Source organism: Bacteroidota bacterium (assembly GCA_039111535.1).
Lineage (GTDB): Bacteria > Bacteroidota > Rhodothermia > Rhodothermales > JAHQVL01 > JBCCIM01.
The window spans coordinates 1-20,461 of sequence record JBCCIM010000120.1; the positions used below are offsets into that span (position 1 = coordinate 1).

The 20,461-nt window shown below is 50.5% G+C and carries 12 protein-coding genes; 7 read left to right on the forward strand and 5 right to left on the reverse strand.

Annotated features, from left to right (window positions below; all coding sequences use genetic code 11):
* Both AAF564_17060 and AAF564_17065 read right to left on the reverse strand, forming a co-directional pair.
* The coding region (locus tag AAF564_17060) for an FHA domain-containing protein (protein ID MEM8487265.1) at positions 1-1,319 on the reverse strand (1,319 nt) is incomplete at its 3' end.
* Positions 1,320-1,373: 54 nt separating this feature from the next.
* Complete coding sequence (locus AAF564_17065; GenBank protein ID MEM8487266.1) at positions 1,374-2,615, reverse strand: FHA domain-containing protein; 1,242 nt, start codon at positions 2,613-2,615, stop codon at positions 1,374-1,376.
* A gap of 604 nt (positions 2,616-3,219) precedes the next feature.
* On the opposite strand from AAF564_17065, the gene AAF564_17070 reads away from it, so the two are divergent.
* The 3 genes from AAF564_17070 (at position 3,220) to AAF564_17080 (ending at position 10,739) form a co-directional block, all read left to right on the forward strand.
* Positions 3,220-8,007 (forward strand): FlgD immunoglobulin-like domain containing protein, encoded by a 4,788-nt coding sequence (locus tag AAF564_17070; GenBank protein MEM8487267.1) that lies wholly within the window; start codon positions 3,220-3,222, stop codon positions 8,005-8,007.
* A gap of 87 nt (positions 8,008-8,094) precedes the next feature.
* The gene (locus tag AAF564_17075) at positions 8,095-10,032 is read left to right on the forward strand and encodes a protein kinase (protein MEM8487268.1); all 1,938 of its coding nucleotides are present in this window, start codon (positions 8,095-8,097) and stop codon (positions 10,030-10,032) included.
* Positions 10,033-10,115: 83 nt separating this feature from the next.
* Complete coding sequence (locus AAF564_17080; GenBank protein ID MEM8487269.1) at positions 10,116-10,739, forward strand: hypothetical protein; 624 nt, start codon at positions 10,116-10,118, stop codon at positions 10,737-10,739.
* A gap of 223 nt (positions 10,740-10,962) precedes the next feature.
* On the opposite strand, the gene AAF564_17085 is transcribed toward AAF564_17080, so the two are convergent.
* Both AAF564_17085 and AAF564_17090 read right to left on the reverse strand, forming a co-directional pair.
* Positions 10,963-11,175, reverse strand: coding sequence for a hypothetical protein (locus AAF564_17085; GenBank protein ID MEM8487270.1), 213 nt, complete (start codon positions 11,173-11,175; stop codon positions 10,963-10,965).
* A gap of 402 nt (positions 11,176-11,577) precedes the next feature.
* Positions 11,578-12,393 carry a DUF1223 domain-containing protein gene (locus AAF564_17090; GenBank protein MEM8487271.1) on the reverse strand — a complete coding sequence of 272 codons (816 nt, stop codon included), beginning with the start codon at positions 12,391-12,393 and terminating at the stop codon, positions 11,578-11,580.
* A 338-nt stretch (positions 12,394-12,731) separates the two neighbouring features.
* Between AAF564_17090 and AAF564_17095 the strand changes: the two genes are divergently transcribed.
* The 4 genes from AAF564_17095 to AAF564_17110 all read left to right on the forward strand — a co-directional run bounded on the left by AAF564_17095 (position 12,732) and on the right by AAF564_17110 (position 18,761).
* Positions 12,732-13,085 carry a hypothetical protein gene (locus AAF564_17095; protein MEM8487272.1) on the forward strand — a complete coding sequence of 118 codons (354 nt, stop codon included), beginning with the start codon at positions 12,732-12,734 and terminating at the stop codon, positions 13,083-13,085.
* A gap of 65 nt (positions 13,086-13,150) precedes the next feature.
* Positions 13,151-14,899 (forward strand): hybrid sensor histidine kinase/response regulator, encoded by a 1,749-nt coding sequence (locus tag AAF564_17100; GenBank protein MEM8487273.1) that lies wholly within the window; start codon positions 13,151-13,153, stop codon positions 14,897-14,899.
* A 142-nt stretch (positions 14,900-15,041) separates the two neighbouring features.
* Complete coding sequence (locus AAF564_17105; protein ID MEM8487274.1) at positions 15,042-16,271, forward strand: Nramp family divalent metal transporter; 1,230 nt, start codon at positions 15,042-15,044, stop codon at positions 16,269-16,271.
* Between the two features lie 99 nt (positions 16,272-16,370).
* Entirely contained in the window at positions 16,371-18,761 is a 2,391-nt protein-coding gene (locus tag AAF564_17110) for a DUF87 domain-containing protein (protein ID MEM8487275.1), read from the forward strand.
* A 193-nt stretch (positions 18,762-18,954) separates the two neighbouring features.
* Here the strand turns inward: AAF564_17110 and AAF564_17115 are convergent, their stop codons facing one another.
* Positions 18,955-19,977, reverse strand: coding sequence for a fatty acid desaturase (locus AAF564_17115; GenBank protein MEM8487276.1), 1,023 nt, complete (start codon positions 19,975-19,977; stop codon positions 18,955-18,957).
* Between the last annotated feature and the right edge of the window lie 484 nt (positions 19,978-20,461).

Here is a 20,461-nt window from a genome sequence, read left to right on the forward strand (position 1 = left end):
GTGTCATATACTTCATCTGAAATAAGCGTTGGAAACTGCTCTCGAATATTCCAGATCGTACGTTGATGTACATCTTTATCAACTTCATCCAAAACCGACTGTAGCTGCACTTCCCTTTTTGTCGAATCACGTTCGTGTTCCAAAAAAACAGCCAACGTCAGCAGACCTGAAGCCAATGCTTCCTGTCGATAAATATCAAATAATAAATTTGTAGCAGCATACGTGGATTGTTGAAAATCGCTACGGTCATCAAGTGACCCTATCGCGTATGCTTCTTCGTTGTTGGTCGTAGACAGACCATACGAACTGGCAGTGCCGGCAGAAAGTTGCCAAACACCCAATGTGGTGTTTCTACTCCCATGCCCCACCGCCATGTTCTCATCAAACCCGCTAATACTCAACGGAAGATAGAAAAACTCTACAGGAAGACCGTAATCCTGCAGTGTTTTTACTACAAAAGGAGTATAATCGAAGAGTTGTGCCCTTGTAAGCGCTTCTTTATACGGCCCTTCGCCTTCTCCCAACCAGTACTGTGTAATGCTTTTTTTCACGTCGGCAACAAATGAAGCCGGCATATTAATTTCACTTTCGTTGAAAAAACGGGCCGCATTGTAGATCTGGCTTTCTGTTTCATCCAGTGCCTGGTACAGTCCCATCTGAATGAGATAGCCCTTGTAATCTTCTGCTGCTGTTTGCCGCTCTTTTTCCAGATTAATGATCTTTTGGGCGGTCAGTAGTTTATCCGCTCCTTCCTGGTCAGCATAAACATTTGCGATTGCAATGTCGGCTGCGCGAATCTCGGTGAAGAGCACTTCTGCTTTTTCAGCGAGATTATCGTTTTTACTCAGCTGATGCCGGCCATAGAAGAAGCCAGCACCGCCAAGCAAGAGCGCGGCCAAAGCAAATGCGATAATTTTGGGTGTACTTGGCAACAGGCGGGGTGCTTCGGCTGACGCATCAAAGCCGGGCATGGCTGCCGCTGACTCCGCAGTAATGTAATTGAATACGATCCGCGGCCCATCTTTGCCCAGATGCAGGATGTCCTTGTCGATAACCGGGACGTGGTTTACCTTCTTGCCGTTTACGTAAATACCATTGGTGCTTTCAAGATCGTGTACCCACCAACACCGGTCCTTATAGTCTATTTCTACATGATTCCGGCTTACATGGCTGTTCTTGATCATCACATCGCAGTCGCTATCCCGCCCAATACGAAACGGACGCGTAAACACCCGTTCGATTGGTTCATCATCCTGAATCTCCACAACAAGACGTATGGGAGGATGGGCAGCCTGCTTTCTAATTTGCTTTTGCGCCATGGTGTAGGGCTAGGTTCTGTATTTCTTTCGTTACAGAAGTTAATCCTGAATACGTTAGGCCGGAGTTTTTTTCGGGCCGGCAGACATACGAGACAGGTATGCCCGAATAAACGATGGACGGTAAGCGCGACGCTCGGTGATAGACCAGTCTTCTGCGCGCAATTCTTTGAACTTGTCCTGCAAGCTCCAGGAAGCCACCATGCGCGCCAGATTTGGCGACAGGCGGTATAGTCCGCCCTGTTGCGACAGGCTCTCTGCTGCTACAACCGGGTCAATTTCACGCAACAACATGTGCATGCCCTGCTGAACTACCGCTTTATACCCATCCAGCATGGCAAGCTGGTGCAAAATCACTTCGTCACCCCCTTCTTCGAGCAACGCAAGGCGCTGACCAAGTTCCTCTTCGTCCAGATCAGGATCCAGCAAATAATCTTTCAAACGCGTACCATTGCCTTCAAACAGAATTTCAGACTCAGGTGTCTGGGCTATGGTGTGTCCAACAAATTCATGACGAAACTCCCAGGGAACGCTAACCAACATCGACAATACGTTAAAGACAACGCTGTGTACCTGGTCCAACTGTGCCGAGGTTTCGAGTTTCTTACCACGCTTGCTAACAGGGGTAAGGGCCTTTTCAACCGGCACAGGCTCTTGTGACAGTACTTCATCGCTGGTGGTGCCATTATTAGACAGGGCATGCACCTTCGGATCGGTAGCTTCAGGGTCTTCGCCCAGAATGAGGCTTGCAAGCAGCTTCCGCACGTCTTCGTTAGCAGCGAAGTCTACTGCCCCAAACGCGTCTTTTAGCGCATCTATACGTCGATTAGGCGCTTCGCCTTCGTACGTATCGCACAGGCTCGTGAAAGCCGCTGCAAACTGCTCTGCATCTTCCAAAAACGGATTTACAAAGCTGCTCTCAAATACTGTCCGGTCATAATCGGGGGTACGAACCTTTTCCGTTTCAGGCTCATCTTCAGGCTCCGGCTTGTCAAGCTGAAATTCAACTTCAAACTCGCCAAGTTTAATGATGTCACCATCACTCAGCATGTAAGCGCGGCCTGATTCTAGCCGGGTACTGTTGAGATACGTAAAGTTCTTGCTCCCCAGATCTGCTATTTCATAGCCATCTTCGAGTTGCGTGATCTCTGCGTGCTTTTTACTGACTACCCTGCTCTTGTCCGGAATATGAACATCGTTTTCTTTGTCTCTTCCGAGGGAGATACGCTCCTGCTCGAAAGTGAACTCTTCGACTTCATCCGAATCTTCGTCCGTCTTTAAAAATAACTTAACCATCATAAATCGAGGCTCATGATGTATTGAAACTGAGCGTTCGCTGTCATCAAATGTAGCATGCCGGCTTACCAATTAACAAGGTGTACAAAACCGGCATCCTGTTAGAAGCAATAACTGCGGGACTCCTTAACCGGATGCGCCATGTGAAGACATGGGCGGGGTGAGAGAATTCCCGAGGTTCGATTGTGTATCAAAATGTAGGCTGCGATCGAGGGACAAATCAAGTGTTTGCTTGTAGTATATCCCAGATCCAGGCAATGCCGGGCTCTTGTGGGCTGGCGCATCCATTTTTCACGTTGTTTAATCAACTATAAAGCATGAATGTTCTTTTGCATGGAAATGTTGTATTTTTCTAGCAACCACTCCCTTGTAATGAGTATTCTTGATACAAGGCCCGACCTGTACCTGTGCTGTATTTTCCATTAAGTCGTAACATACGACGGCCAAACGTACAGCGCATCGCATATTTTTTGCGCAAGACCTGCTCGTACGGGACATTTTGGCGGGACATGCCCGCAATGATCATCCCTGACCCCATCTTAACGCGATCCGTAATTTATTTGCAGAGGATTTTGCAGAGAAAGCTTTTATGGTACAACCCAATCTCATGATGAGGCGCTTTTTTTTCATTGCAAGCCTGTTGGCTTTATGCCTGGGCTCGGCAGATACTGCCTTTGCGCAATTTGTCGAATCCAAAATCACAGCCAATGATAGCGACCCAAACGATCGGTTTGGTGAATCTGTCGCAATTGACGGGACTACAGCTGTCATTGGTGCGTTCAGGGACGACGACGCAGGCGCTGATGCCGGCGCGGCGTATGTCTTTGACTTGTCAAACGGCGTCTGGACACAAACTGCCAAGCTGATTCCTGACGATGGAGCCATTCTTCCGGGATTATTTGACAATGGACTTTTTGGCGGTGTTGTAGCGATTAACAACGATGTAATAGTCGTTGGGGCTGTCGACGCCCGCGAAAACGGCATCAAAACTGGCGCAGCCTATGTATTTGGCCGCAACAATGACGGCAAGTGGCTGCAAGAAGAACGGCTCATCGCTGAAGATGGGGCCCTGAATGACAAGTATGGCGCCGCTGTTGCAACCAACGGGGACTATGTTATGGTTGGCGCCCTTGATGCCGACCATTCCAATCTCAACAATCCTGGTGCCGTGTATGTCTATCTAAGGGAAATGGGTGCTGGCGATGCAGACGTCACCTGGACGCCGATTCAGAAACTGATTCCTGGTGACACCCAGGAAGGCGACAGTTTTGGCTGGAGTGTAGCCATGTCCGGCGACCGCGCGATTATCGGCGCACGAGATGTAGATGACCGCGGCGAAAATGCCGGCGCTGCATACATCTACGAATTACGCGGTAGCGAATGGGTTGAAGTAACCAAAATTTATGCTGATGACGCCCAGGCTGACGACAGTTTCGGCGAAATTGTAGCCATCCATGAGAACCAGGCAATTGTGGGCGCACGGGATGTTGATGTAAACGGAGAAGAATCTGGCGCCGCCTATATCTTCACGGAAACAAGCGACGTGGAATGGCAGCAAACGGCCAAACTCCTTGCTTCTGATGGCGAAAGCCTGGATCGCTTCGGAAACTCAGTGGCCATAGAAAACAACTATGCCGTCGTGTCTACGCGCATCGACAATGACTTTAGTGGCGCGGTATACGTATATCAGCAAATTGGCGCCAGTTGGGCTGAAATTGCCAAACTCACACCCGAGAACCTGGAAGCGGGCGACCTTTTTGGCCAGGGCGTTGCAATAAGCGATACCCGCATTATCAGCGGTACCAAAGGGGATGATGAAAAAGGCCTCGACGCCGGCGCTGCGCACGTATTTGCACTTGAAGACCCTGATCGCGCCGCCCTGATTGCACTGTACAACGCCACAAACGGCCCCAACTGGTCGAGAAAAAACAACTGGCTATCCAATGCGCCGCTTGCCAACTGGTTTGGCGTTGAAACCAATGACGACGGCCAGGTCACTGAACTGAATCTTGAAAACAACAACCTGACGGGCGACTTCCCGGTAGCGCTTGGCGGCCTGCCGGCCTTGCGTCGCCTGAACCTGCGCAACAACAACCTGACGGGCCAAGTGTCAGACGATTTGCAGGGAGCATCCCTGCTGGAAACCATCGATGTAGGCGACAATAATTTGACCTTGCCGCTTCCGGAAAGCCTGACCAGCCTGCCAAACCTGCAAAACCTGTTTCTCGACAACAATAATTTTGCCGGCGAGGTCCCCGAATTCCTGAGCGATTTGCCCAGTTTGCAGGTGTTATACCTGAATGACAACGCGTTTGCCGGCATAGTACCCGAAAAGATGGGGAGCATTGCTACCCTGCGTGTCCTGCATTTGCAAAACAATACCATAGTGGACTTGCCCGCTTTCGGCATCGACAATGCGCAACCCAACCTCAATGAACTCTATGTCTTTAACAACCTGCTAACCTTTGAAGACCTGGAAATCCACGGCAACATCAACGACTTCCAGTACGTGCCACAACCAAATATTGGAGAAGCACGGACCCTTATCGCAACGGAAAACAATCCGCTTGTGCTGCAAGTGGAAACTGAAGGGGTAAACAACGCCTACCAGTGGAAAAAAGACGGGGCTGTAATCCAGGGTGCAACGGAAGATACTTACGTGATCTCTTCTGCATCGCCCGCGGATGCCGGCACTTATGTGCTGGAGGTAACCAATTCGAGGGCACCGGACCTGACCCTTGTCAGCGAACCCATTACCGTTAACGTGATTCCGGTCGTTAATTTTGCTTCAAACCTGTCGAGCATACATGTTGTCCCTCCCCTGTTGAGCCCTGCCAACGGCAATCTGACCGCTACCCTGGTTGGCAGTCAGCTTTCCATTGCCGGCGTTTTTGAAAGCCTGGCTTTCAATTATGGGGCAGCTTACCTGCACGCAGGTGCCCCTGGCGTAAGCACGCCTTCAGTTTACGAACTCAATGCCAGCCTCACCGATGAACGCGCCGGCGTTTTTGAAGCTGCTAACAACACCTTCGAACTGAACGATACCGAACTACTTACACTCCAGAATGGCCTCTTCTATATCAGCATCGAAACAGAAAGTGGTAACATAGCTGATCCGTTCACGGCAGAGCTACGCGGCCAGATCTATGTTGCGCCAAACAGCGGGCCCAATCAACCGGAGATTTCAGCGCCGGCTGATGGTCAAGACATTGACCTCGGCGAGCCGGGCAACATTTCCATTAGCTGGAGCGAAGTCTCAGATCCCGACGGCCATCCTGTCCAATACCTCTGGGTGTTCTCCAGGAATGAGAACTTCGAGAACGACATGACACTCATCGACGGCATTTTCACTACTGGCGATGCCGCTGAGTTTGTCATACCGCACGCAGACATCGACGCGTTTCTTGCTTCACAAGGCATCGCACAGGGTGCAACAGTCACACTGTATCATCTTGTGGGCGCAACAGATGGCAGCGAGTTCACAAGAAGTACAGCCCGTTCTATCAACTTAAAACGGAGCACCAACAACCAGCCTCCCCGCGTTGAGTCACCTGTAGCAGATTTCAACTATTTGCTTGAAGATGGGCAAGGCAACATCAACCTCGCAGATGTATTTCTCGACCCTGATGGTGATGACCTGACATTCGAGGCCGGCTCCAGTGAACCGGGTATAGCCACCGTTGCTATTGATGATGAATCACTTGTTATCACCCCTGTTGCCCTTGGGTCTACAACCATAAACATCAGTGCTACAGATAGTTTTGACGAGCAGGTTAACGATGAATTTGTACTCACCATCAACAGCCGGCCAGCTGTCATTAATGCCATTGCGGACCAGGTCTTATTCGAATCTGATGCCCCGCAGACACTGCCTGTAGCAAATGTATTTTCGGATAACGACCCGCTAACCTTATCTGCCAGTGCCAACGATGAGAGCGTTATAAACGTCATGCTTGATGGTACGTCGCTCGTGCTGACCCCGGTGGGCGTCGGCTTTTCCAGCGTAACCCTCACAGCAGAAGACGACAAAGGCGGGGTGGCATCCACCTCCTTTCAGGTTGTGGTACAGGCAGACATGATCATGCCGCCGCAAAGCCTTGCTGAGAGTATCAGCATTTCGTTTGGCAACCCCGACCTTTCTGCAAGCTACCGCCTGGTAGCACTCCCCGGCACTGTAAATCTACCCATGTCTACGGCCGTAAATGGCACCCCGGAAGTTGACTGGATTGCCTTCCGTGACAACGGCCAGGACGTCGACGATCGTGAAGTCTACTTTGAGCGATATGACGGCTCCGCCAATTTCACATTCCGGCCAGGTGGCGGATTCTGGTTGTTGTCCAAACTGGCGTGGGAGCGTGCAGAATCTCGTCCGACGGTTCAACTTGCGGGAGATGGTACGTACACTATTCCACTCCAAGCCGGCTGGAATATCATATCCAATCCGTTTGACATCGATATTCCCTGGCAGGCTGTAGCCCAGGCCAATGAAGTCAGTCAGCAATTGTTCAGGTGGCAAGGCCGCTACATTGCCTCACCTGTTTTCAGTTCAGCGACTACCGGCAACGCGTTCTACTTTTTCAACAACGAAGGCCTGAACTCGCTCAGACTCCCTTACATCGCGGCTTCTACTGCCAATATCGAACGGCCAGTGCAACCCGCGTTTGCAATTCATGCAGTAGTTGCCGGTGATACGCTGACAAGCATCCGGGCGGGACGACATATAGAGGCTACGGAAGCTGGTGCAGACAAGTTTGATCAGATTGCTCCGCCAGGCGCCTTCGAAACGGTAAGTTTGCGTTTACTGCGCCCCGGGGTTTCCCAGGGAGGCCGGCAGGGCTATTTAACGGAAGAGTTTTTACCGGCTGAACGTGATGGGTACCGGTATACCCTGACGCTGCAGGCACCAACTGATGGACCCATTACCTTGCAAGGTGAAGGCTTTCCTCATTTCGAAAATCACCAAGAAATTTTGTTGATTGACAGGAAACTCGGCAAACGTTACGACTTCCGTAAGAACCCTTCGCTCACTTTTTGGCCCGACGCAAACGTACAGCAGTATGTTTTGTTGATTGGAGATGCGGCTTTTGTGGAAGAAGAACAGGCCAGTCTGTTACCAGAATCACTGGCTTTGTTGCCCAACTACCCCAATCCGTTTGCGCAAACGACAACGATTGAGTTTGCGCTTCCGGAACCGGAAAACGTCCGGATCGTCGTCTATAACACGCTGGGGCAACGGGTTCGCGTGCTGGTTGACGGTGCGTACAGCGCCGGCCATCACCAGTTGACCTGGGATGGGATGGGAGATGCCGGTGCAGCCCTCAGCAGTGGCTTGTACTTCTATCAACTGCAATTGCAAGACAAACAAATTGTGCGTAGCATGATGTTACGGCGATAATTCTGCCTGCAATACGACCCTCCTGTTTATAACAAAATTTTTTACAGTACCTTTAAGGGGAGACTCCTCACTTAAGCAATGTTAACCATGTATCCACGTCCTGAAGAGTTCATCGGCAAAGAAGTCGATGGACACCGTATCGACGATGTCCTCGGACGTGGTGGTATGGGGATTGTTTTCAAGGCGGAAAACCTGGAGCTTTCGCGTACTGTTGCCCTCAAAATTATCAATCCTGCCCTTGCGCAGGATGAGTCCTTTTTGCGCCGCTTCAGAGCGGAAGCCCGCGCCCTTGCACAAATCCACCATCCCAACATCGTAATCGTTTACGATTTTCGTTCCTTCGACATGGGTTTTTACATTTCGATGGAATACGTAAAGGGCCCTACCCTGGCGGATTACATGGAGGAAAAAGGCGCCATTCCCTGGAAAGAAGGCCTTTATCTCACCAAACAGATGCTTTCGGCATTTCACTATGCCCACAGCTGTGGTGTAATTCATCGGGACATCAAGCCGCGCAATATCCTGCTCGCTAAAAACAACGTCGTTAAAATCACAGACTTTGGCCTCGCCAAAATCTTGCAGGAAGGCAAACGGACAACGGACACCACGGTTACCATGGCCACCGGTGGTACAATCCATTATATGCCACCCGAACAGATTCGCGGGCTACGCAATGTTGATCATCGCGGTGATATTTTCTCGCTCGGCATGACGATTTACGAGGCCATCGCCGGCATGCTGCCTTTTGAGAAAAATGCAAGCGGCTATGCAATCCAGAAAATGATTGTTGAAGAGCCGTTTCCTGATATTCGCAAACGGGATTCTTCTATTCCGAAGCCCCTCGCGCGGATCATCATGAAATCGCTAGAGAAAGAGCCACACAAACGATTTCAGAGTGCTGCAGAAATGATTTCTGCACTCGAAGAGTTTGAAATGAATACGACGTCTACCGCACTGGCTGTAAACGGCACAGGCGGGGGCAATTATCCAGGTGCTTCCGGCTTCAGCCAGCGATGGCGCCTTTATGCTACATTGGTTGGCTTGCTCATTGTTGCCCTGTCTTTCATTGCCGTCTTTACGCCAGAAGTGCTTAGTGCATTTATTAGCTCAGATGTTGAAGAGCCCTCGCTCGCAGAACAGCTGGGGACGCAAGGTGACCCGTCAATTACCCGGGCAGATGCGGCTCCCTTGTCGGAAATTGAACTCAACCCCATTAATGTCTCTGAAGGCCCGGGCACTGAGCAGGCTACGGAAGACTCCGTTGACACAACGGTCAGTGCACCTTCTGAAAACACAGAGAACCCGGCAACCGAACCAGCAAACACCAGCCCTGTCACCCCGCCACAAAACACGGGCACTACTACAGCAGTTGGCTCCATACGATTTTCCAGTACGCCCGAAGGCGCCCAGATTTATCTGAATGGTGTGAATGTAGGCATAACCCCACTCCTCGTTGATAATGTTAACGCTGGGGGAGCCGATGTTGAATTGCGGCTGCGCAACCACGAGTCTTACAAAGGGCGCGTGCAAGTACGCCCGTACAACATCAGCCAAATCAACCGCCGACTTGCCCCAATCATGGGCTTGCTCAAACTAAATATCAATCCGCCTGCAGAACTCTATATTGATGGCGATTTGATTGCAAAAGAAACAGGCGCCGGCACACGTGTGCCTTTGTTGGCTGCGTCACACGAAGTGCTCGTGGCACACCCGCAGCATGGAGAGTGGAAAAAAACGATCACCATCGCGCCTTCCGATTCGCTTTCATACGACATTGATTTCACCGAAACCGTTCGGCTGATCATTACTGCTTTTGATACGGCTGAAAACGGCATGCACGTAGAAATTCTCCTTGATGGCAAACCCACTGGACTTTATACGCCGACGCCAATTGAGGTACCTATCGGGCAGCACAAACTAGCCGTTAAAGCTGAAGGGTATGAGATGGTTGAAGAAGCTGTTACTAAAAACTACGAGGCTTCAGGCCAAAGCCCCATTCGCTTTGTGCTGCGCAAGTCTGACTAACACATGGCGCTTAGCTAGCGCCCTGTAGCATTGCGCCACAACAGGCGGCGCACCACACCTGTTTACGGCAGGATTACATGCATATGAAAACTCCCCGTTTTAAAAAGCACGCAATTACCCTGGTGTTTGCACTGGCAGTCTTGCCTATTGGCCGCGTATTCGCCCAGGATGCGCCAGACTGTACAACTGCGCTTGCAGATGCAGAAAGCGCGTATTTCAGTGGTGATTTTGAAAACACCATTGCTTTGCTGCAGCCGTGTATCACGGCAGATGCCTTTGCCGGTCACCAGGGCATTCGTGCGTATGCCTTGCTCGGCCGCACCCATTTTGTATTAGGGAATGACGACAATGCCCGTACAGCCATCGAAGGGTTATATGTGCTCAATCCGACGTACACCCCGGATCCGCAGCTGCCACCAAACTTTTCAGCATTCATTTTGGAAGTGAAGCAGCAAATGATAGCATCCGGGCAATTTCCAGAGACTGAATCTGAAGTAGTGTTGCCAACACCTGAGCCGCCGGCTGTAGAAATTGCAGAAAACGATGAGGACCAGGCCGCGCCGCGCCGGCGCAAAGCCCTGTTGTTTGGGGGAGGCGCTGCCCTCGTGGTTGTTGCCGGCGCAGCAATCCTGCTAAGCGGTGGTGGCGGAGAAAATCCTACTGATACAGGCTGGCCGTTGCCTCCTCCTCACCCTTCTTCTCAGTAGCGTACTGCATAAATAACGATTTTTGCCAGCGAACGCCTTAAGCAAATTGGGATTTATCCGATAACGAACTTGAGGTCACCTGCCTCGTGCAGGTGTCGAAATAGCATAAGAACACCCCCTCATAGGGTGGACCTCTTTCTGTGGTGGGTCGAAGCCCGGTCATTTGACCGGGCTTTGTTATTTATACCCGGTCGATGTAATACGCAAATAAAGCTCAGCGCCGTTACAATTTGGCGTAATCGTCTAGCATTACTTTAAGACGTATAAGCAAGCGCATTGCGCGCATTGCACCCTCTGCAAAATCTTCCTGCGAAATACTGGGATCTTGCAACCCTTCTTCAAGAAACACCTTGGTGTCTTCGTACAAGCGGTTCAGGGCATCAATTTCGGCGATCAATCGATCACGATCTTGCTGTGAAACCATGGTGTGCGCCATATCGGAAGCAATGTGTGAAGGCGAAATCAGGATGTTTTACGTGCCCACGCAGCACAAAAAAACCAAACCTTCACGTATTAAAATCAACAACACCAGGAAGGTCAGATGCCTTCACTGAATCAAAAAGAAACAACAACCCTAAAGCAGTGACGGGAAAGTTGTAAACCCTGCCGCTTCTACAATTCGCGACAGAAAAAGAAACTAGGATAGCGATTTTTAGCCAAACCTGAAAGACGTGTAGCTGGCACGTACCCCAATTATATACAAAAAAAACTCGATTTATACTATTCGATGCATTAAGCACATGTACACAGCGCCTCTGCTTACAGATTTGAGCAGATCAATGCAGAAGCTTGCCTAAAACATCTCGACCAAATCATTTATACGGCTTATATAAGGCCGCTAGAAATGCGCCGTTGCCCCAATGATTTCCATCGTCCGGGTATGTTGCACAAGGATTGCAATCCCCATGCGCTCCGGATCCATCGATGCATCAAGGGCAACTTCAAAAGACGCCTGTTGATCGAGCTTTTTCGTCTGTTGCAACTTGGTGACCAGCGCGAGGTTTCTCACGACAAAATCATTTTGCAGCGTTTTGCCGGCATTTTCACCGCGCGGCACATCGGTAGATAGCTCTTTTTGAAATGCAATTGCAATCAAGGCATAAGGTGCCCTGCTTCTCGGTATTTTGCCCGTAAGATGCACCGTACCCGAAAGTTTGTCTTTGTCTCGTATGAGCCGCGTAACAGCTAACTTTGCCTGGTGGCTTCGCGCATCTTTGGCCCGCGCGTTAATAACTTTCTCCACTTGTGCGAACCGCGATCCTACCACATCTTCGTGGCCATGAATCACCATCTGGGGTGTGTAGAGCGTTGCGCCTCCAAGGGCTGTCACATAATCCCCTTGCCGCTCCGTCCATGCTGCGTCAGAAAATGGATCTTTCCAGCCGAGGTAATTCCAATAGTCTACATGGAAAGACAACGGAATGACATGTGCTTGCCATTCAGGCGATTGCGCCAGGGATTTCAGGTATTTATCAGCCGGCGGACAGCTAGAGCAGCCCTGTGAAGTAAACAACTCCACCACTACGGGGCCGTGTACAGTTTCCGGTGCCGTAAATGTACCCGAAAATACTTTAGGGGCAAAGCCGGCGCCCGTAATAACGACAACCAGCAGTAATACCAGCACAACACCCGCCAACAATAATCCTGTACGCACAATAATACCTCTATACTTTTTCCAAACTACAAACTTCCCCAACAGTAGCCTCCGGCCTACGGAACCGGACACAAACCCAGTGCGATCTGCCAGAGAAAAGAAATAACAATCAGACCAAAAACAACGTAATAGAATCCTTTATGCTGTGTGAAGACATCCATGGTATTAACGTGTTGATGCTGAAAGCACTACGATTGTCTGTAGTATAAACGACACGAGCGTTACATGGTTTATGTGTAATCATGTCCCACATTATGCGCAGCAGCACCTCGGCTCTCCCCTGCTGGGGCAACATCACCTGTGTACAACACAGCAATAACATCTACGCTTTATTTCTTATGGAACCGGCAATTGATCCTGTACTGATCGCTGTAATGCGTTTGGCGGAGCATGGTGTGCATACAACCGCTACGCTGGCTGTCAACGGCGCAGTCCTGAGCGGACGCATCATTGGGCAGCAAAGCTACCTCCTTAAAATAAGGAAACAGTTCAATTCGCACGTGCACGAGGAGAACATGCCGGGCCTGCTGGAAATACTTGGCCTCTTTGAAGAAGTGTCAGCTGAAACGGACGAAATGTTTTTGCACCTCGAAGAAGCAGCAATTCTTGATGGCACCCCTGCCCCGCAACGAACCGAAGGCTTTTGGCGGATACGTCTTTCGGAAATTGATGGATTTAGCTTCGGGAAATAGCAGCCGATAACGGAAAGTGCATATTGGCTTTTATCAATTTCTTATTCGCACAAGGTTTATAACGAATGGACGACACTTCCCCCCAGGGCAAGCAACAGTTCAACATACCGTCGTCCGCACGTTCGTTATTGAAAGATGAATTTGCAGACACGTTTAACACCCTGCAGGAGCATTGTGCCTTCCTGGATGAACGCATAGATACCCTGTCGTCAAAACTCGTGTCACTGGAAAAAGTCCTGGCTGAAGAACGTGGTGTACGTACGTCTCTTGAACAGGCACTTGCAGCCGAGAAAGTAAAAACGCGTGCTGCCGAGGAAGTCCGCAGCCAGTTTCTCGACAATATGAGTCATGAGTTGCGCACGCCGTTAAATGGCATCCTGGGCATGACCCAACTGCTCCTCGACATGCCAATCAACTTTGAAATCAAAGATTGCGCGCAATCCATTCATGAGTCCGGACAGCTCCTCGAACATGTCATCAGTCACCTCCTGGACTATTCCCGCTTACTTCAAGGCGATTTCCCCCTGCAGTCTGATACGTTCCATCTGCTTGAGCAAATAGAAGCTGTTGTACAGCAACATGCAATAACAGCTTTCCAAAAAGGCCTGGATCTTGAATTACAGTTGGAAAAAGAACTCCTGTGTGTGATACAGGCCGATCAGCATCGCTTTCGACAGGTGATCACGCTCGTGCTTCAAAACGCCTTAAAGTTCACAGCCAGTGGCCAGGTACAGGTTGCTGCTTGCATACAAGGGGTTGACGACGAGGCCATGTACCATCTCCGCATCACCGACACCGGCATCGGTATTGAGGAGCATTTACTACCGCTTGTTTATGAGCCTTTTTGGCAAGCAGAACGGTCTTATGCCCGCACCTACGGTGGCCTGGGCCTGGGTCTATCCCTTTGTCAGCAACTCGTCCATCACATGGGAGGCAGCATCTCGATGACCAGCCAGCCAGCTGCTGGCACTTCGGTTACTGTGAAGCTACCCATCAACATACTCGAAACCCTGGACGTTAATCCCACATCAGAAACAGCCTCCCTCGGCAGTATTGGATTATACAACCTGCAAAATGGGCACGGCGAAAGCATTGCGAACTACTTGAAGTGGCTCAATCTTGTGCCTTTATGGCTGGATCCTGCAGAATTCGATACCGATACCGCTGCATCTTGTGGCTTGATCATACATCCTTATCAGGGCGATAACAGGGCCTCAGAGGATCCCCTGTGTCAATTCTATAATCAATCGCACACCGCCCCCCCGCCGCTCCGAATGGGCGTGCTCGCACACAAACAGGAAATACCTCGAAAAGAGAAAAAGGCATTTGATCTGTTTATTCAGCAACCCGTTTTGTTCACACAATTGCAGGAGACGCTGGCCTATGCCGGCACCCTCCAGACCAGGCAAAGCACAGCGGCGTATGACGCTCCGGCGCTGACTGGCACGACAGAGGTCCAAAGCATCTTGCTGATTGAACCCAATAAAATCAACCAGAAAATCCTGTCGTACATGCTGCAATCCCTTGATATGCACGTTGATGTGCTCGAAAGCCTCGACCCGTCACAAATTCCTGAAGGACACGACAGCTATCGCGCTGTCCTCATAAATACGATGATTAGCCCAACACCATCGATTGAACTATTACATGAATTGAGCCAACAAAGCAAGTTGCAGGGCATAAGCTGCATCATCGGGATCAGAGGGAAAAATGCAGGGGCAGATCCCGCAACTTTCCTACAAGCCGGCATCAGCAGATTCCTTACCCTGCCAACCAGCATTGATGCGGTCCGCACCCTGATTATGGGAGACTAGGTATTTTCTGAAAAGTAAAAAAGGGAGAGATTCTTCGCATTCGCTCAGGATACAGCTTTGTCTGTTTGACAAAGCCTAATTCACCGGCACCCCATATCTTTGTGTATATTGCTGCCCTCCACCAACAGGCAGTGCGTACAACATGCAAACTTCAACGGTCCCCCCTACCACACCTTCCCGGCTGGCATCATTGGTGTCGCGCTACGGACCCGCGTTATTTATGATCGGCGCAACCATAGGCACCGGTAGCGTCTCATCCCTTGTAGTTGCGGGCGCTGAGCAAGGCACCTCTTTGCTCTGGGCACTTATTCCTTCGTGCTTTTTCTATTGGGCGCTACTTACTAGCATGAGCCGGCTCACCCTTGCGTCCGGACAAACGTTTGTGCAAGCCGTGACCCAACAAATCGGCCGGCCGGCCGGCTTTTACCTCGTGTTGGCGATTGTAATCGGACAGTTTTCGTCTAACATTGGCGTGCTTGGCATCGTCGCGGAAGCTTTTGCGTCATGGATAGACGGCAGCTTTTTGCTCTCGGCCTTTTTCTGGAGCAGCCTGATCTATCTGATGATATTTTTTGGCAAATACAGCCTGTTCGAGAAAATACTGACCGTGTTGGTGACCATTCTTGGCTTCAGTTTCATTGTCAATTTTGCCATAATCAAACCCTCGTTCTCGACCATAGCAAGTGGATTGCTGCCCTCGATGCCAGCAGAAGGTGCGATGGTAGCAGCCGCAATGGTGGGCACTACCCTCGCCGGCAGCATCATGATTATGCGCTCGTATGTGGTCGCTGACAAAGGCTGGACGGTAGCCGACCTCCCTCACGAGCGCAAAGATGCCACGGTCTCTGCAATTTTGATTTTTGTGATTTCAGGCATCATCATGGCCTGTGCAGCCGCGACGCTCTATGCACAGGGCATTCAGGTGGAAAAAGCCATCGACATGGCCTACACGCTCCTCCCGATAGCCGGCTCCTTTGCAGCAACGCTGTTTGTGATAGGCATTGTTGCAGCCGGCCTGTCCTCAGCCTTCCCGAATGCGCTTGTTTCAATCTGGACCATCTCGGATTACTTCAACCTCGGGCGCGACCCGGCACAACTACACTTCAGACTTATTGCGCTTGTGTATTGCGGCGCCGGACTCATCGCACCGCTCGCCGGCGGCCGGCCCGTGCTCATCCAGATTGCCTCTCTAGCCATACAGGCTGTTTTTATGCCCGTGCTGGTACTGTTTATGTGGATGTTGCTCAACCGCAGCAGCATCGTAAAAAACTACACCAATACGCGAACCATGAATGTTATCTTCGGCATTGCATTCCTTTTTACCACCTTCATGGCTATTCAGGGGATCAAAGGGCTCCTTGCGCTCCTGTAAAGACGAGACCTACAGTTTTTTCAAGAAATAGTCCTGATTTAGTGGCCGCAATTTGTTAAAATGCGGCAGACCCGCTAAACCGTTTGAATACAACCAATTATGGCAAAGCAGATAGAAATCCCCAAAGGCCGGCTCTATATGGGCGGTTCGCCTGATAAAGGCATGGAAGAGCCTGTATTTATTAAATCGAGTAACCTGACCACACACGGCGTTATTGTGGGGATGACGGGCTCGGGTAAAACAGGCCTCGGTATCATCCTGCTTGAAGAGTTGCTGCTTTCCGGACGCCCCACGCTCATACTCGATCCGAAAGGCGACATGGGCAATCTCTTGCTTACGTTTCCCAAGCTTTCAGGCGGCGAATTCAAACCGTGGATTAGCGAATCTGAAGCAAAAAAGGAAGGCGTTTCTGTTGATGAACTGGCAGACAAAACGGCCGGCTTTTGGAAAAAAGGGCTCGCCGGCTGGGGTATCACCGAAGATCGCATTGCAGCCCTGCATAAGAAAGCCGATTTCAGTCTGTATACACCAGGCTCAACCGCTGGCATACCACTCAACATTGTAGGATCACTCAAGGCCCCGAAAAAGGCTTCGCACGTAGAGTTGATGCGAGATGAAATTGAAGGGTTTGTAACCAGCCTGCTTGCCCTGGTAGGTGTGCAGGGGGATGCCATTAGCAGCCGTGAGCACATTCTGCTTGCCAATCTCATCGAGCACGCGTGGAAAAACGGCCAGGACCTCGACCTGCCTTCTCTGGTTGGTCAAATCCAGGACCCGCCCCTGCGCAAGCTTGGCGTCATTGACATCGACTCTTTCTTCCCACAGAAAGACCGGCGTAAACTCGCCCTCAAAATTAACGGCCTCCTCGCCTCTCCGTCGTTTGCCACGTGGATGGAAGGGCCGGCACTGGATATCGACAAATTGCTCTATACAGAGGATGGCAAACCCAAAGCAGCCATTCTTTCCATGGCCCATCTGTCAGACGAAGAGCGTCAGTTTGTAGTGACCCTCGTGCTGTCGAAGATGATTACCTGGATGCGGACACAGCCCGGGTCAGACGACCTGAAGGCGCTTATCTATATGGATGAAGTGTTTGGTTTCGTTCCGCCAACCAAAGCACCGCCAAGCAAGAAACCGATTCTGACCATCCTCAAGCAGGCCCGCGCCTTTGGGTTGGGTATGGTGCTGTCTACGCAAAACCCGGTGGATATCGACTACAAAGCCCTGTCGAACACTGGCACCTGGATGATTGGCCGGCTGCAAACAGAGCGCGACAAAGCCCGCCTGATGGACGGCCTCTCAGCAGCCGACGGGGGCACAGACACCAAGGAAATTGAACGCCTCATCAGTGGGCTTGGCAAGCGGCAATTTATGCTGCACTCCACCAAAGGATCAGGCCCCCAGTTGTTTGGTACCCGCTGGGCCATGTCGTACCTGCGTGGCCCTATGACGCGCGATGAAATCAGCAAAATCACGGCTGATGCGCCAGAGCGTAATTACGAACCAGAAGTAGCTACCCTGGCATCAACAGCGGGTAGCGGTGCCTCTGACAGCGCATCTTCTGTGATGCCTGATGTGGCCAAGGGCCGCGCCACCTACTTCCTGCATCCAGCGGCAGACTGGCGCGCGATCAAAGACATTAAGTCGGGCAGCAGAACTTTTGCGCCGGCGGTAGCTGCCCGCGTTAAGTTGCTCTACGATGACACCAAAGCTGACCTCAGGCACACCGAAGAGTGGGAAGCCGTTATCTACCCCCTCTCACAGCAGACCTCAGCTGAGGATGCGGTGCCGGTAGACTATGACGACCGCGACCTGGTACCTGACGCCCCAGACGGCGCCAGCTTTGAAATGCCGGATGCCCCAATCCATACTGTAAGCTATTTCAAGGGCTTGGAGAAAGACCTGAAAGAGTACCTGTACCGGGAGCGCACCGTAACGGTTTATGCCAACAAGCTGCTAAAACTCTATTCTCGTATCGGTGAATCCCGCGAAGCCTTCGAATTGCGGTGCCACAAGGCCGCAGAGAACCTCGAAGACGAAGCGGCGGCCAAGTTGCGCACCAAGTACGAGAAGCGTATCAAGCGCACGTCAGACATGCTGGAGAAAGCAGAAGATCGCCTCGAAGAACTTCGCGTTGATCACAGCTCCCGTAAAACGGACGAACTGCTCTCCGGTGTTGGCTCCGTACTCGGTATGTTTCTGGGTGGCCGGAAAAGCTCCCGCGGCATGGCAGCAGACCTACGCAGGGCATCTTCAAAGCGTAAACAAACGCGAACATCAAGCCAGCGGATGCAATCTGCTTCTAACCGGGTAGAAGAGAAAGCGGAAGAACTGGAGGATCTGGAAAACGAATTGGCAGATGAGTTGCTCGCGCTGGACCTCGAATGGGAAGAAAAAGGCCAGGCTATCGAAGATCTGGAGATCGGCCTTGAAAAGACAGACATCACGATAGATGATGTGGCGCTGGTCTGGGTGCCGGTAAAGGACTAAACAAATCAATCCTTGCGGATTTTTTTGTTTAGCGTTGAAGGTTTAAGGTTGCTGGTTTAAGGTTTTTGAGGCTTTAGATGCAGTACACGACATACACCTTCAACTTTTAACCTTCAACTTTTAACTAAAAAAGGGCTGCTCAAATCGAGCAGCCCTTTTTTAATTTGAACTTGATCGGTATCCACTTACATCGCTAGTGGATATGAGCAGATTTCAGCTTTGGATCCAACTCCAAAATGAGCGTGCAGAGCCGACGCCAGGTTTTGAGATCCTGGCTGATCTCACGCTTCAGTTGCTTGTACGCCGCACGAAGCTCTTTCCACTCGCTGCGATTCGTTTTACGATCAATCGAACGGTATTTCTCGAGCGTGCTTTTTGCATTGGCAATAGAAGCAGTGAGTTTGGCTGAGAGCGTATCAACAACAGAGCTGAACGCCTCTACGTCTACCTCGCGAATCATAGAAAGGTGATGCGTGAGCATCTTACGGTCAGCCTGAACAAGCTTTTTCTTGATCATCAGCGGGTCCGTACGCTTCAAACCAGATGCAAGGCCAAGCTTGCTGAGCGTCCAGATGAGATATTTGGTAGGATCGTACTGGTACCAGCGGATGCCATTGCGATAATCGCTGGCAAACGTATGATGGTAATTGTGATACCCTTCGCCGCTTGTAAGGAACGCAAGGATAAAGTTGTTCACAGCCGAATGCTCACTAGAGTACGGTTTGGAGCCCCACATATGAGCCAGCGAGTTGATGAACCACGTGCAGTGGTGCCCGAGGAAGAGGCGAAGCAAGAATACGAAGACAAAAGATCCGATGTAATCGCCTGTCATCCAGCCCACAAAGAGCACAACGAGGACGTTCACGAGCGTGATCAGCCAGCCAAAGTGCTTGTGCTGAAAAATTAATAGCTTGTCGTTTTTCAGATCGCCGAGGAAACGGTCATCAAACGGCTCGCCGTGTTTGAACATCCATAAGAGATGTGATTGCCAAAAGCCCTGCGGCGTACCGTAAGGGTCGCGCTCGCCATCGATGTAGGTATGATGCAGGCGGTGGTCAAAACACCAGCGCAATACACTCCCCTGTACCGCCAGGGTACCAAAAAACAACAAACCCCACTCAACAGGCTTCTTGGCCTTAAAGGTACGGTGTGAGTAATACCTGTGGTAGCCGGCGGTAATACTGATTAGCGTTTGAACTATTTCACTATTCACCATTTTCAATCAAAGCAAACCAGACAGATATCGATGAAAAAGAAATGTTTATTAAAACACATTAACTGTACATGACAAGTAACAACATGAGATTGTAATTTTAAACATTGATATTGAGAGAGAAGTAACAGACTCACTTTTTTTGTCCCGTTTTGACTTGGGCATCCTTTTCTGTTGTTATCAGAACTTTAGCTGTTATAGGAGGAATACTTTACTTTAATGTGGTCTCAAGGCGATGTTGATGGTCGCTCCACTCAAGTGGCAGCGAAGCAAGCAAGGCGATGAATGACGACTGGCAGTGCTATGCATGCATTAGCCTGACAAATCAACACAACCAGCAAAGTCCCTACTTTTTCGTAATAATTTGTGGAGCAAACGTCATTTACACTTCACACAGCAGAGATTTCAATGACAGGGGTAAGCGTGCTAGAAGAATGCGAAAAAATTAAATAGAAATGCAAGCCTATTCTAAACAACTCATGTGGTA

What these genes read in the sequence shown, in the direction of transcription:
- AAF564_17110 (MEM8487275.1), top strand. Translation starts at nt 16,371, where the DNA reads ATGGCAAAGCAGATAGAAATCCCCAAAGGCCGGCTCTATATGGGCGGT.
- AAF564_17070 (MEM8487267.1), top strand. Translation starts at nt 3,220, where the DNA reads ATGATGAGGCGCTTTTTTTTCATTGCAAGCCTGTTGGCTTTATGCCTG.
- AAF564_17085 (MEM8487270.1), bottom strand. Translation starts at nt 11,175, where the DNA reads ATGGCGCACACCATGGTTTCACAGCAAGATCGTGATCGATTGATCGCC.
- AAF564_17075 (MEM8487268.1), top strand. Translation starts at nt 8,095, where the DNA reads ATGTATCCACGTCCTGAAGAGTTCATCGGCAAAGAAGTCGATGGACAC.
- AAF564_17105 (MEM8487274.1), top strand. Translation starts at nt 15,042, where the DNA reads ATGCAAACTTCAACGGTCCCCCCTACCACACCTTCCCGGCTGGCATCA.
- AAF564_17100 (MEM8487273.1), top strand. Translation starts at nt 13,151, where the DNA reads ATGGACGACACTTCCCCCCAGGGCAAGCAACAGTTCAACATACCGTCG.
- AAF564_17080 (MEM8487269.1), top strand. Translation starts at nt 10,116, where the DNA reads ATGAAAACTCCCCGTTTTAAAAAGCACGCAATTACCCTGGTGTTTGCA.
- AAF564_17095 (MEM8487272.1), top strand. Translation starts at nt 12,732, where the DNA reads ATGGAACCGGCAATTGATCCTGTACTGATCGCTGTAATGCGTTTGGCG.
- AAF564_17065 (MEM8487266.1), bottom strand. Translation starts at nt 2,615, where the DNA reads ATGATGGTTAAGTTATTTTTAAAGACGGACGAAGATTCGGATGAAGTC.
- AAF564_17115 (MEM8487276.1), bottom strand. Translation starts at nt 19,977, where the DNA reads ATGGTGAATAGTGAAATAGTTCAAACGCTAATCAGTATTACCGCCGGC.